The organism is uncultured Arthrobacter sp. (genome assembly GCF_902805515.1).
Lineage (GTDB): Bacteria > Actinomycetota > Actinomycetes > Actinomycetales > Micrococcaceae > Arthrobacter_D.
Genome location: NZ_CADCTE010000099.1, coordinates 1 through 10863 on the forward strand (window position 1 = coordinate 1; position 10863 = coordinate 10863).

Annotated in this window: 25 protein-coding genes; 21 read left to right on the forward strand and 4 right to left on the reverse strand. The window is 68.4% G+C overall.

The genetic code is table 11. The annotated features are described in order from the left end of the window. The first annotated feature begins 140 nt into the window (after nucleotides 1-140). Both QZX79_RS08505 and QZX79_RS08510 read left to right on the forward strand, forming a co-directional pair. Nucleotides 141-449 (forward strand): hypothetical protein, encoded by a 309-nt coding sequence (locus QZX79_RS08505; RefSeq protein ID WP_294567534.1) that lies wholly within the window; start codon nucleotides 141-143, stop codon nucleotides 447-449. A 230-nt stretch (nucleotides 450-679) separates the two neighbouring features. Further along, nucleotides 680-904 carry a DUF3263 domain-containing protein gene (locus QZX79_RS08510; RefSeq protein WP_294567536.1) on the forward strand — a complete coding sequence of 75 codons (225 nt, stop codon included), beginning with the start codon at nucleotides 680-682 and terminating at the stop codon, nucleotides 902-904. Between the two features lie 114 nt (nucleotides 905-1018). On the opposite strand, the gene QZX79_RS08515 is transcribed toward QZX79_RS08510, so the two are convergent. Beyond that, nucleotides 1019-1450 (reverse strand): DUF6221 family protein, encoded by a 432-nt coding sequence (locus QZX79_RS08515; protein WP_294567538.1) that lies wholly within the window; start codon nucleotides 1448-1450, stop codon nucleotides 1019-1021. Further along, complete coding sequence (locus tag QZX79_RS08520; protein ID WP_294567540.1) at nucleotides 1447-1677, reverse strand: hypothetical protein; 231 nt, start codon at nucleotides 1675-1677, stop codon at nucleotides 1447-1449. The genes QZX79_RS08515 and QZX79_RS08520 overlap by 4 nt, the downstream gene beginning before the upstream one ends. Before the next feature lie 98 nt (nucleotides 1678-1775). On the opposite strand from QZX79_RS08520, the gene QZX79_RS08525 reads away from it, so the two are divergent. Beyond that, nucleotides 1776-3140 (forward strand): recombinase family protein, encoded by a 1365-nt coding sequence (locus tag QZX79_RS08525; RefSeq protein ID WP_294567543.1) that lies wholly within the window; start codon nucleotides 1776-1778, stop codon nucleotides 3138-3140. Here the strand turns inward: QZX79_RS08525 and QZX79_RS08530 are convergent. Both QZX79_RS08530 and QZX79_RS08535 read right to left on the reverse strand, forming a co-directional pair. Further along, nucleotides 3137-3352, reverse strand: coding sequence for a hypothetical protein (locus QZX79_RS08530; RefSeq protein WP_294567545.1), 216 nt, complete (start codon nucleotides 3350-3352; stop codon nucleotides 3137-3139). The two genes, QZX79_RS08525 and QZX79_RS08530, sit on opposite strands and share 4 nt — an antisense overlap. Nucleotides 3353-3469: 117 nt before the next feature. After that, nucleotides 3470-3895 carry a helix-turn-helix domain-containing protein gene (locus QZX79_RS08535; RefSeq protein WP_294567547.1) on the reverse strand — a complete coding sequence of 142 codons (426 nt, stop codon included), beginning with the start codon at nucleotides 3893-3895 and terminating at the stop codon, nucleotides 3470-3472. Between the two features lie 150 nt (nucleotides 3896-4045). Between QZX79_RS08535 and QZX79_RS08540 the strand changes: the two genes are divergently transcribed. The 18 genes from QZX79_RS08540 to QZX79_RS08625 all read left to right on the forward strand — a co-directional run bounded on the left by QZX79_RS08540 (nucleotide 4046) and on the right by QZX79_RS08625 (nucleotide 10863). Then, entirely contained in the window at nucleotides 4046-4303 is a 258-nt protein-coding gene (locus tag QZX79_RS08540) for a helix-turn-helix domain-containing protein (RefSeq protein WP_294567549.1), read from the forward strand. A gap of 231 nt (nucleotides 4304-4534) precedes the next feature. Next, nucleotides 4535-4795 (forward strand): hypothetical protein, encoded by a 261-nt coding sequence (locus QZX79_RS08545; protein WP_294567551.1) that lies wholly within the window; start codon nucleotides 4535-4537, stop codon nucleotides 4793-4795. Next, nucleotides 4792-5007: a hypothetical protein gene (locus tag QZX79_RS08550; protein ID WP_294567553.1), complete on the forward strand. Its 216-nt coding sequence runs from the start codon at nucleotides 4792-4794 to the stop codon at nucleotides 5005-5007. The genes QZX79_RS08545 and QZX79_RS08550 overlap by 4 nt, the downstream gene beginning before the upstream one ends. After that, complete coding sequence (locus QZX79_RS08555) at nucleotides 5007-5189, forward strand: hypothetical protein (RefSeq protein WP_294567555.1); 183 nt, start codon at nucleotides 5007-5009, stop codon at nucleotides 5187-5189. Before QZX79_RS08550 ends, QZX79_RS08555 begins: the two co-directional genes overlap by 1 nt. After that, nucleotides 5189-5380, forward strand: a complete 192-nt coding sequence (locus QZX79_RS08560) for a hypothetical protein (RefSeq protein ID WP_294567557.1) — start codon at nucleotides 5189-5191, stop codon at nucleotides 5378-5380. Before QZX79_RS08555 ends, QZX79_RS08560 begins: the two co-directional genes overlap by 1 nt. A gap of 177 nt (nucleotides 5381-5557) precedes the next feature. Continuing rightward, nucleotides 5558-5707, forward strand: a complete 150-nt coding sequence (locus QZX79_RS08565) for a hypothetical protein (protein ID WP_294567558.1) — start codon at nucleotides 5558-5560, stop codon at nucleotides 5705-5707. Between the two features lie 82 nt (nucleotides 5708-5789). Next, complete coding sequence (locus QZX79_RS08570) at nucleotides 5790-5924, forward strand: hypothetical protein (RefSeq protein ID WP_294567559.1); 135 nt, start codon at nucleotides 5790-5792, stop codon at nucleotides 5922-5924. Beyond that, a complete protein-coding gene (locus QZX79_RS08575; RefSeq protein WP_294567561.1) occupies nucleotides 5921-6241 on the forward strand; it encodes a hypothetical protein in 321 nt (106 codons plus the stop codon). Before QZX79_RS08570 ends, QZX79_RS08575 begins: the two co-directional genes overlap by 4 nt. Further along, a complete protein-coding gene (locus QZX79_RS08580; protein ID WP_294567562.1) occupies nucleotides 6241-6546 on the forward strand; it encodes a hypothetical protein in 306 nt (101 codons plus the stop codon). Before QZX79_RS08575 ends, QZX79_RS08580 begins: the two co-directional genes overlap by 1 nt. Further along, complete coding sequence (locus QZX79_RS08585; RefSeq protein WP_294567563.1) at nucleotides 6543-7220, forward strand: lambda exonuclease family protein; 678 nt, start codon at nucleotides 6543-6545, stop codon at nucleotides 7218-7220. Before QZX79_RS08580 ends, QZX79_RS08585 begins: the two co-directional genes overlap by 4 nt. Continuing rightward, nucleotides 7220-7459: a hypothetical protein gene (locus tag QZX79_RS08590; RefSeq protein ID WP_294567565.1), complete on the forward strand. Its 240-nt coding sequence runs from the start codon at nucleotides 7220-7222 to the stop codon at nucleotides 7457-7459. The genes QZX79_RS08585 and QZX79_RS08590 overlap by 1 nt, the downstream gene beginning before the upstream one ends. Next, a complete protein-coding gene (locus tag QZX79_RS08595; protein WP_294567567.1) occupies nucleotides 7456-7929 on the forward strand; it encodes a hypothetical protein in 474 nt (157 codons plus the stop codon). Before QZX79_RS08590 ends, QZX79_RS08595 begins: the two co-directional genes overlap by 4 nt. Then, complete coding sequence (locus QZX79_RS08600) at nucleotides 7926-8264, forward strand: hypothetical protein (protein WP_294567569.1); 339 nt, start codon at nucleotides 7926-7928, stop codon at nucleotides 8262-8264. The genes QZX79_RS08595 and QZX79_RS08600 overlap by 4 nt, the downstream gene beginning before the upstream one ends. A gap of 99 nt (nucleotides 8265-8363) precedes the next feature. Beyond that, nucleotides 8364-9029 carry a DNA cytosine methyltransferase gene (locus QZX79_RS08605; protein ID WP_294567571.1) on the forward strand — a complete coding sequence of 222 codons (666 nt, stop codon included), beginning with the start codon at nucleotides 8364-8366 and terminating at the stop codon, nucleotides 9027-9029. Between the two features lie 511 nt (nucleotides 9030-9540). Then, complete coding sequence (locus tag QZX79_RS08610; protein ID WP_294567573.1) at nucleotides 9541-9921, forward strand: hypothetical protein; 381 nt, start codon at nucleotides 9541-9543, stop codon at nucleotides 9919-9921. Then, nucleotides 9918-10157 (forward strand): hypothetical protein, encoded by a 240-nt coding sequence (locus tag QZX79_RS08615; RefSeq protein ID WP_294567574.1) that lies wholly within the window; start codon nucleotides 9918-9920, stop codon nucleotides 10155-10157. Before QZX79_RS08610 ends, QZX79_RS08615 begins: the two co-directional genes overlap by 4 nt. A 233-nt stretch (nucleotides 10158-10390) precedes the next feature. Then, nucleotides 10391-10570: a hypothetical protein gene (locus QZX79_RS08620; RefSeq protein WP_294567576.1), complete on the forward strand. Its 180-nt coding sequence runs from the start codon at nucleotides 10391-10393 to the stop codon at nucleotides 10568-10570. A gap of 119 nt (nucleotides 10571-10689) precedes the next feature. After that, nucleotides 10690-10863 (forward strand): hypothetical protein, encoded by a 174-nt coding sequence (locus tag QZX79_RS08625; RefSeq protein WP_294567578.1) that lies wholly within the window; start codon nucleotides 10690-10692, stop codon nucleotides 10861-10863.

Sequence of the window (10863 nt, forward strand, 5' to 3'; positions counted from 1 at the left end):
CTCCGCATCCCCACGGCGCTCGGCCACGTCCGCACACCACAAGCCACGGGGGCGGTCAGCATCCTCGGCGCTGACGGTCACCTCAGAACGCAGCAGACGAGCACCCGTCTGGTCACGCCCCAAGCGACAGGAGTCCTCGTATGAGGTTCGACGCCGACACCCGCACCCGCCTGCTGGTCGACATGATCCTCGACTTCGACCCGACGGGCTCCACGGTGGAGATCCAGGTCGACTCAACGTGGTACCCGGCGACGTGGATCGGGTCACCTGTCTCCGCGTCGGGCAAGTGGACGCAGACAGCTCGCACGACCGCCTACTTCGCCGGCCCCCTGCACGCGACACCGGCCGGCGCGACCGTGCTCACGACCGGGCGGCACTCGACGCAGACCCGCATCGTCAGCGGCGGGGACACCATCGCGGCCGACTCCACGCCGATCGACGTCAAGTGAGGGCATCCATGATCTGGCACGCCGCTTATCGCCGCTGGTTCGACCACGACCGCTCAGGCCACGCGACACGGGCGCGGGTCTGGGGATGGGTTGCGGACAGGCTCGTTCTTCTGGGGTAGAGTCGAGGTAACAAGTTGCCCGCTTGTATTCAGGTCCCGATCGTCGGTCTCCGACGATCGGGACTTTTCACATTTGCGCCCACTGTCGGACCCCCCGCCTAGCCTCGACCCATGCTGACCGACACCGAGCTCGCCATCCTCGACCTCGAGCGCGAGTCCTACCGCTACCCCGCGGCGAAGGAGACGGCCATCGTGGAGCGGTTCGGCTGGTCGGCCGTGCGCTACTACCAGGCTCTCCACGCGCTGATCGACCGGGCTGAGGCTGAGGCGCACGACCCGGTGACGGTGCGGCGGCTGGTCAGGTTGCGGGAGGCGCGGCGGGGGGTGCGGTCGTAGCGGGTGGAATGACACAGGCGTCCCGGTCCTGACACTGGGGACACGCCGCCACGCCGCCGCAGGTGCATCCCGGCTCGACAGACGTGACGGCCGCGTCATTCTCGGCGGTGTCGCTCACGGCTTCCACTCCTGCCGGTAGTCGGGGTGGTCGGCGTAGACGGAGGCGAGGTCGCGAAGGGTCTCGCCATAGGGCGGTTGCATCCACTCATCGAACGTCTGTCGGTGCTCGTCCACTCGTCGCCGCCACTGCTCGCGGAGGCGCTCGGTCTCGCGCTCCACGATCCGGCGCTTGGCCTCGCACTCGGCCAGGACGCGGGCGGGGTCGTGGCGGGCGATGTGCTCACTCACGGCATCAGTCGGATCGTCGGAGTACGAGTGCTCGTCCTCGGGCGTGACCAAGTACCCATCACGCGCGGTCTCTACCTGGCGCCCGTAGGTCGCGCGCCAGGGCGTTTCGGCGAGTCCGCCAGCCTCCCGCGCCACCGCCTCGTCCTCGGCGACCCGGGCGAGCAGGAAGTCGGTCAGGCTGAGCGTCTGCGTGGTCATGCGAGGGCGTTCCCGTCGTCAGGGTCGAGGGCGCACGCCGCGTCCCACAGGGCGGCACCGCGGGAGTCGTCCGCGCCGTGGGAACCGAACCGGAGTGTGGCTTGGGCGCGCAGGTACTGGGCGGCGCGGATGGCGGTGTCGCGTTGCGTGGCGGCGATAACGCGGGCGAACTCGTCGGCCCACACCCCGTCCACTAGCGCACGGCTGGGCTTCGCTGCGTTGGTCATGCGGGCCACTCTACACCCGTTCGTGTGTCATTCGGAATACCAAGTGCACACCTAGAACCGCGAATGGCATACACTAGGCCGAAACGGGAGGATTTGCGGTGCGCGCTGCCATCTATCTACGGATCAGCCGCGACATGACCGGGGAGAACCTCGGCGTGACGCGGCAGCTTGAGGACTGTCAGGCGCTAGCCAAGCAGCTCGACTGGACGGTGGTTGAGACCTACACCGACAACGACATCAGCGCGTCGAGCGGCAAGATGCGGCCTGGCTATCGCCGCATGATGAACGACATCAGGGAGGGTCGGGTCGACAGCATCATTGCTTGGCACCCCGACCGTCTGTATCGCCGCGCCATCGACCTTGGCGAACTGGTCGAGGTGTGCAAGACCCACAACACACAGATTGCCACAGCGAGAGCCGGGGCTGTTGACCTCACGACACCAACCGGGCGACTAGTAGCCGGCCTTTTGGCGCAGGTCGCCACCTACGAGGGCGAGGCGAAGTCCGACAGGTGGAAGCGGTCCATCCGGCAGCGTCGCGAGGCGGGTATCGTCCACACCATGGGGCCACGGCTCTACGGCTACGAACGCGACGGGACGATCGTCCCCCACGAACGCGAGCACATCGAGTGGGCCGCGGGACAGATCCTCGACGGGGCCGCGATCATCCGCACCGTCCGCGACCTGAACGCCCGAGGCGCTCGGACGACGATGGGCAACGAGTGGAACCGGGCTGGGCTGGTCAAACTGCTGCGCAACCCCCGACTCGCTGGCATGTCCACGCTCAACGGTGACGTCGTCGGCGTCGGGTCGTGGTCCCCCATCTTCGACGCCGAGACGTTCGAGGGTCTGCAAGCCGCGCTGTCTGTCCGCAAGGGCACCGTCCCCAGCCGACCGCGGGTGGCACTGCTGCTCGGACTCATCAAGTGCGGCAAGTGCGGGACTCCCCTGCGCTCCGGCCGGCGCACGAAGAAGCCAGGCGAGACCGAGGGTCGACGGACGTACAAGTGCGCCACCCTGCCCGGGACGTCCGAGGGTTGCGGCGGCATCCTCGTCGACGCCGTGTCGGTCGAGGAGATCGTCGAGGGCTACGCGCAGGCGATGGCCGACGACCCCAAGGTGCGCGCCTACGTTGACGAGCTGCGGGCAAGCAGCGGCGAACGGGCGGGCGAGGCGCTGTCCCTCGAGGCCCGCATCCGCGAGCTCGAAGACCAGCTCGGCGAACCCGGCGTGCCCGTCGCCGCCATCCTGCGCGCGATCGACCGCAGCAAGGAACGGCTCGAGGAACTCCGCGCCGAGGCGGTCACGTCCTCACCCATGCCCGGTGGTGGCGTCGAGTGGCCGACCGACCTGGCCCGCCGTGCCCGCGCGGTGCGGAACGTCGTGGCCGAGGTCGTCATCGAGCCCGCCGAACGCGGGTGGGTGTTCGACCCCGACCGTGTGCGGATCGTGCCGCGGGGCTAGACCGCCCGCAAACGCTCGCCCCGCAACTCCACGGATGGCACGTCAGCCGGTGTCGGCGTCTCGATCGCCCAGGCCCGCAGCATGTGCCAGCACCTCGCAACCTCGCCGTTGATGAACAAGACGGCTGGCAGCCCGTCTCGCTCCACAATCGCCGCGTGGATGCCCTCTGGCAGTTCCTCGTCGCCCACTGCTTGAACGATGTAACCCGACATGGTGTAGCCCCCTATCAGTAGCGACCCCTGGGATAGCCGCTACGTCGGGGACTCTATGTCGGAGGTCCGACAGTCACCATAGTTACCGTCCAGTTACCGGAAAGTAGGCGTCAAGTGTTACGCCTGCTCGCCCTCGGTCCGTTCGTTCATCCGCCGCATCAGCACGTCAAGGGCTGCAGCGAGGGCGTCAGGGTTGTCGGCCGGCGCCTCGACGACCGCGGACGTTGCGCCGAAGACGTTCTCGAGCCGGATGCGGACGATGCCGCCGCGCTCTTCCTCGACGTGGCCCCGCGGCTCCTGGACCCGCGAAGGCACATCCATGCCCGTCTCGTGCTCAAGGTCGCTCAGCGCCTTCTCTACGGCTGCGAGCGTCGTGTCTCTGACCGCGCCTCCCGCCTCGAGGGTGGCGAGACTGCCGCGATCGACGCCAGCTCGCTTCGCTAGGGCGCTGACGGACAGCCCGATCTCTGCGCGTCGGCTCTTAATTGCGTCCCCCGGAGAACTCACGGCGGGGACGCTACTAGTTATAGGCGTTACTGACATCTCGACCCTCTCCCTGTTGCGGAAGTTCCGCAATCACCCCCCGGCGTGCTCCTAGTAGATACCCAAACCGAGGGCTCCGCATCGGTAGGACTACGTAGATCCGCTACGTAGATGCTTGCGTGTCGGTCGTTGCGGGTCTATGGTCGTCACATGCCAGCAACCACCAGCAACGACCCGCAGGGGTTGGGCGGCGCGTCGGTGGCCGACATTACGCCGATCTTCGCGACGGTGAAAGACGCCGCGGCGATCCTCGGCGGACTCTCGCCCTGGACCGTCAACCAGCTCTGCCGAACCGGGGCCATCGAGTCCCGCTTCCACAACCGCCGCCGCCTCGTCGTCCTGGCCTCACTACGGGCCTACGCCGAGAGCCTGCCCACCACTCGCGAGGACGGAGAGGAGTCGGCATGAACCTCCGCGACCACGGCCGACGACTCGCAGCCGCTGCCCCGCCGCTGACCGACGCGCAGGCGCTCGAGTTCGCGCAGATCCTGCTCGGCTCCGACGACCGAGCCGCCGCCTAGTCGCCGCGGTCGGCGCACCCCCCACGCCGGCCGCGGTCACCACCCACACATGAACGAACCCGCCCAACGGCTGCCACCGGGGCGGGCTCGGAGAAGAACTCCACCGGAAGGATACCCGATGCACCACGACTTCGCTCGCACCTCACCTGAGGTCGCGCCCAACGACATCGAGTGGGCGTTCCAAGACGGCACCCCGTCGATCGTCGCCCACATCCCCGACGGCGAGGGCAACTACTCCGTCGTTCGCCTCGACCAGACGGCGCCCGAGTCGATCTACGAGCGCGAGCAGGTCCGCGCTCTCCTGCGGATTGCCCGCCATCAGATGGACGTGAGCGAGCCGACCCTCCTGTCCGCCATGACCGCGGAGGCGTCCCGATGACCAGCCTCGCCCACACCCTCCGCACCCTCGCGGACCTCATCGACCAGGGCCACCCCGCCGACCTCATCAGCGTCGGCGAGCACGTGACCGTCGTCGCCACCCCCATCTCGGCCGCACGCTGGCAGGAGCTCACCCCCAACGGCCTGCTCGACGTGGACGGCGCCAAGGTGTCCGTGACCGTCGTGCCGCTCGTCTCGCTGGACGTGGCGTGATGGCTACCTACGTCACGCTCTGCGTCGTTCTCATCCTCGCCGCCCTCTTCCTCGGCATGTTCTTCGCACCCGACCGCGAGCGCCTCTTCTTCGGCTTCTTCGCGGCAACGTGGACCATCGGCGTTCTCTTCTGGGTGACCGTCTTCTACGTCGCGTGGCACTTCCTCAGCAGGTGGTGGTGATGACCGCCGCCAACCTCACCACCGCAGCCGGTGCCCTCTGGCCCGTCCTCGCCGTGGTCGCCGCCCTCGTGGTGCTCGCCTGCCTGCTCGTCGCGGCCGGTGAGCGACGCCTCGACCGCGTCGTCGAGGACGTGCTCGGGCCCGAGGTGCCGGACTACGACGCCAACGTCAACGCCAGGTGGGTGGAGTGATGAACGAACAACCCGCTGAGTGTGAGTGCGCGATGACAGAAACGTCGTTCCGCGCATGCCCCTTGCATGGCGAGGACGCATGGTGCCGCTCGTGCGGATTGGCATACATCGACCACGGCGCATCTTGCGCCAGAGACGTCCCAGCGAGCAGCGCTGGGCCTACAGAAGGAGAGAAGGATGGCAAACAAGGTGGAGTCCATCCCGACCGCACTCGGCAAGTTGCGGAAGGGCCTGATGGACGAGGGATACACGCAGGATCAGGCGTTCTGGCTCGTTCAGGATCTGGTTCGCAAAGCCGAGTCGCCGACGGCCCTGGTCGAGGACTGACCAACGCGACCCCGGGTGGCTCGCACGAGTCGCCCGGGGCTCGGGCCCACCACGTCATTCCACCCGCAAAGGGTGACGCGCGATGACCCCCGAGGAGTTCGCCCAGCAGCGGCAGGCGTCGCTCAGCGCGCACCCGTCGGCGCGGCGGATCTTGGACCTGATCGCCGCCAACCACGCGAAGGGCATCGACGCGGAGTGGGAGGCGATGAACCGATGACCATCTTCGCGTACGCCGTGGCGGCATTCGTGCTGGCGCCGCTCCTGACGCGGCAGATCGCCATCCTCTGGCCGTCATGTCCCGACGGTGAGGGTCCGATCGAGTGCGCGGTCTACCACAAGAGCAAGCCCGCTGGTCACCGCACGCCACAGATCAAGCCGCAGACCGCGCTGTTCGGATCGTTGGCCGCACTCGCTTGGCCGATCACCTGCGCCCTCGCACTCGTCCTGTGGGCATCGCGCATCAAGCCCCTACCCCTCACCACCGAACAGCGAAGCGTCCTCATCGCGGCACTAGAGAAGGAGTTGAGCCGGTGATGACCGCCGATAACCAGTGGCTCCCCCGCGTCGTCCGCTGCGCCCGCCACGACTGCAAGCGCACCCTCACCGAGGACGACGCGGTCCAGTGTCCCCACGGCGAGAGCTTCTGCGGCGACTGCTCCTGGCCCGAGGCATGCCTGGCCTGCGCGTTCGAGGCCACCTTCCCCGGCCGCATCGACCCCACCTCCCCCGCCGCCTACGCCTGGCCCGACGACTCGGCCGCTGGGCTGATCCGCGAAGGCATCGACCACGAGACCGGCAAGCGCGTCGAGCGTTACGCCGAGAATCGAGACGACGTATGACCCTCCACATCATCCCCGACCTGCAGCAGGGCACCGACGCCTGGCACGACGCACGCCGCGGACTCATCACAGCCTCGGTCGTCGGCAAGCTGCTCACCCCGACGCTCAAGGTCGCCGACAACGACACGTCGCGCGGCATCACGGCCACCCTCGCAGCCGAGCGGATCTGCGGCTGGACCGAGGAGACCGGCATGACCCCCGACATGTGGCGAGGCTGTGAGTCCGAGCCGTTCGCGCGGGAGGTCTACGCCAAGCACTTCGCCCCGGTCGCTGAGGTCGGCTTCATGGTCCGCGAGGAGGACAGCTGGTCGCTCGGCTACTCCCCTGACGGCCTGGTGGGCGACGACGGGCTGATCGAGATCAAGGCCCCGCGCGCCAAGACCCACCTCAAGACGATCCTCAACGACGCCGTGCCCGACTACAACATGGCGCAACTGCAGGCGGGGCTCCTGGTCTCCGGCCGCGACTGGATCGACTTCGTGTCCTACTGCGGCGGGATGCCGCTGTTCGTCAAGCGGGTCACGCCTGACCCCACATGGCAGCAGGCCATCGCCGAGGCGTGCATCTCGTTCGAGGTCGACGTCGCGCAGCTCGTCGCCGACTTCGAGGCCCGTGTCGCTGGCATGCCCACCACCGAACGCATCGACTTCAACCGAGTGGAGCTGAAGCTCTGATGACCGCACACACCTGCAAGACCCTGACCGACGGTTGCTACCGCTGCGACCTCAACCGCGACGAGATCAGCTTCTTCGAGAAGGAGATCCGCGACGAGGCACAGGCCGCGTGGCTCGCGTACCGCGACGAGTTCACACGAAGGCGGTACCTGACCCCTCGCCAGACAGCGAGCCAGATGCGCCGACGTGAGTTCATCGCGGGCTACCTCGCTGCGAACGGCATGGAGACAAGCGCATGAAGGTCACCATCGAGAAGAAGACGGACCAGCTCAACTTCGAGGACTTCCTCGGCGGGGTGACTCGCATCGTCACCGTCGCGGGGGTCAAGGCCGGCACCAAGGAGCAGCAGTACGACATCGCGATCGAGGGCGACGCCCGCGTGTGGCGTCCTGCGGTTACCGTGCTCAAGCTCCTGGTCGCCGCGTGGGGTGACGACGCGACGGTCTGGACGGGTCGCAGCGCCGAACTCTACGGCGACTCCGAGATCACCTTCGGCCGCGAGAAGGTCGGCGGCATCCGTGTCTCGCGCCTGTCGCACATCGACGCGCCGGTCACCGCGAACCTGACCGAGACGCGGGGCAAGCGGCGGATGCACACGGTCGCCCCCCTGCCGCGCGCCGACGTCCTCAAGGCCGAGTGGTACGGCGCAGACCCCGAGCGACGTGCGGCCATCGAGGCTGAGGTCGCGGCTCTCGGCGGTGCATCGTGAGCACCCCGCTTGTAGACCTGTACGTCGCCCCCGACGGCACCAACGCCCCGACCATCTGGCGACGACGGCCAGAGAGCAGCCTCGGAGACGAGGCGCTCCTGACCCGCTCGGGCGCCAACGCCGGCACGTTCGACACGTTCGCCGAAGTCATCGCACGCATCGAGCCCGCCGTGAGCCAGGCCCTCGACGACCACGCCGCCCTCGTGGCCGAGCTGTGGGACGCCTACATGGTCGCGCAGAACGAGCCGGGGCCGATGGACTGGATCGCCCGGGCGGTGCTGACATCCGACTGGCTCAAGGCTCGCGACGCCCGCATGTCGGGAGGTGCGGCATGACCGCCCCGTTCTCCTGGGACTCGCCCACGTTCGGCGACCCCGCGACCTGCGTCCACATCGCCGCGTGGTGCGCGGATCGGCACAGTGAGGAGCCGAGCGATGACTAGGCCCAAGCTGCTCGACCTGTTTTGCGGTGCTGGCGGTGCTGGCATGGGCTACCTGCGTGCTGGCTTCGAGGTCGTTGGCGTGGACATCGCCCCTCAGTTCGACTACCCCGGCGTGTCCATCATCGCCGACGCCCTCGACTTCGCTGCTGACAACTGGCGCGAGTTCGACGCCATCCACGCATCGCCGCCATGCCAGGCGTCCACGGCGCTGACGAAGGGCACCAACAAGGGCCGCGAGTATGTGCAGCTCATCCCCGAGACTCGCCGGCTCCTCCGAGCGACCGGGCTGCCGACAGTGATCGAGAACGTCCAGGGGTCCGACCTGCGGCGCGACCTTACGCTCTGCGGCGAGATGTTCGGGCTCGGCGTGCTGCGCCACCGCTACTTCGAGGTGTCCGGCCTCGAGGCCGTCGCTCCCGCCCACAAGCCCCACCGCGGCCGGGTTCGCGGGTGGCGGCATGGCACCTACTACGACGGCCCCTACGTCGCGGTCTACGGCGCCGGCGGGGGTAAGGGGTCCATGGCCGAGTGGCAGCAGGCGATGGGCATCGACTGGACCGATGACCGCAAGGCCATCGCCGAGGCCATCCCGCCGGCCTACACGGAGCACATCGGCTGGCAGCTCGCGACCCACCTGACCGCGTCGACTGCGGCATGACGCCCCATCCAACCGCCCATACAACCGCTCACCGAGGAGATCCCATGACCGACAGCACCACACCCTCGCCCGCCGAGCCGGACGCCGAGAACCTGCCTAACGGGTGCTGCCACCCTCCGTCCAACCACGGCGCGCACGTCACTCACAGCGCCGCCCATATCGCCCGAGACGACGCGTCCCGTGGCTGACGGGAGCGTGCGCCCCCACCCGACTCATCATGTTCAGCGCGAGGTCGCCCCCGGTATCTGGGACGTGACTTTCACTTGGCACCCCAAAGGCATCGCGGGCTGGCGGATGCGCCGAGCCTGCAGCCGCCGCGGTGGTCACTGGTGGCACCCGGCTGACGCAATGATCCTCTGGCGTTGTTGCTCGTGCGGGGCTGACCGAGATGGCATGCCTAGGAACGGCACCTGATGCCAACCACGACCGACCTTCTCGCCCAGCTCCACGCGACCTCCGCCGCCGACGAGATCGCCAACCTCGCCGCCTGGCTGCTGCGAGGTGGTCGCGCATGAGCACCGTGACCCTGCCCTTCGAGACCCCGCCCCTGGTCAAGAATGCCGTCCGCAAGATGCACCACCACAAGGAAGCGAAGATCCGCCGCGAGTCCGTCGAGGCAGCCCGGTACGCCATCCGTGCAGCGAAGATCCCCGCCCTCGAGCGTGCCGTGATCGTGATGCATTGGCGCATGCCGACCCGGCACCGACGTGACGGGGACGGTGCCCAGCCGACCCTCTCCCTGGTGCTCGACGCGCTCGTGCTCGAGGGCGTCCTCCCCGATGACTCGTGGCAGTTCGTCGTCCACTCCGGCGTGACAACACACCCTCCCCTCCCCGGTCAGCCCGGCGCGCTCTGGCTGTCCATCCGACCAGCGAAGGAGCGTGCCTCGTGAACCGCACCACCCCCGAGACCCGCGACGCCGCCTGCAACGAGTACCTCGCGGGCGCAGAGATCGCCGACCTGGCCGCGCGCTACTACGTGGCCCGCTCCACCGTCCACGGCTGGCTGTCCGCGGCGGGCATCCTGCGTCGCCGCGGGGTCGTCGAGGACGAGGACGCCTACGCGGGTGGGTGGGTTCAGGACGGCTGGATTCGGCGGCCGATCGAGCCTGAGCGGCGGTCGGCATGACACCCCCCGGCCTGACGTGCGTGCGATGCGAGCGCCCCCTGACGCCTCGCCTTGCACGCGCCACTGACGAGGGCTACCGACACGCCGACAAGTGCCCGCGACCCTGCGCGGTCGGCGACTGCGACCACACACGCCACGCCCGCGGGTACTGCCGCAAGCACTACGGCGAGCTCGTGGAAGGTAGAAGGCCGCGAACCTTCGACCCCGTAGGCCGTCTCGAGGACATCTGCTGGATGGCTGAGACCGGCGAGAGCCTGGCAGGCGTGGCGAAGCGGCTCAACATCACCGAGAGGGCCGTCGCCTTGTTCCTCACGCGGCACAAGCAGACCGACGTGCTGGCCGCGCTGACCCGACGCAACCCGCGTGACCCCAACAACCGGACGAACCTCGCACTGCTGGGGGACTGGGGATGAAGCCTTTCCGCTTGTCGGCGGTGGTTGCGACAATGGCAGCAGACACCGACACAAGTCGGCCCGGCAGGAGTTGCAGCTCCACACCGGGCCTCGCCGACCAGAAAGACACCGACCGACTCATGGACATGATGCCTCAGCGCGCCGACAACGCGCCACCCCGACCGTCCGTCTGCCCGACCTGCGGCCTCACTGCTGACAACGGCGTGCTGGTCCGCGCCGAGCTGACTGCGACCGCCACCTACTGCGACACCGCCGGCCACCTGTGGGCTGTCACCTGGTTGGAGGTGGGGTGA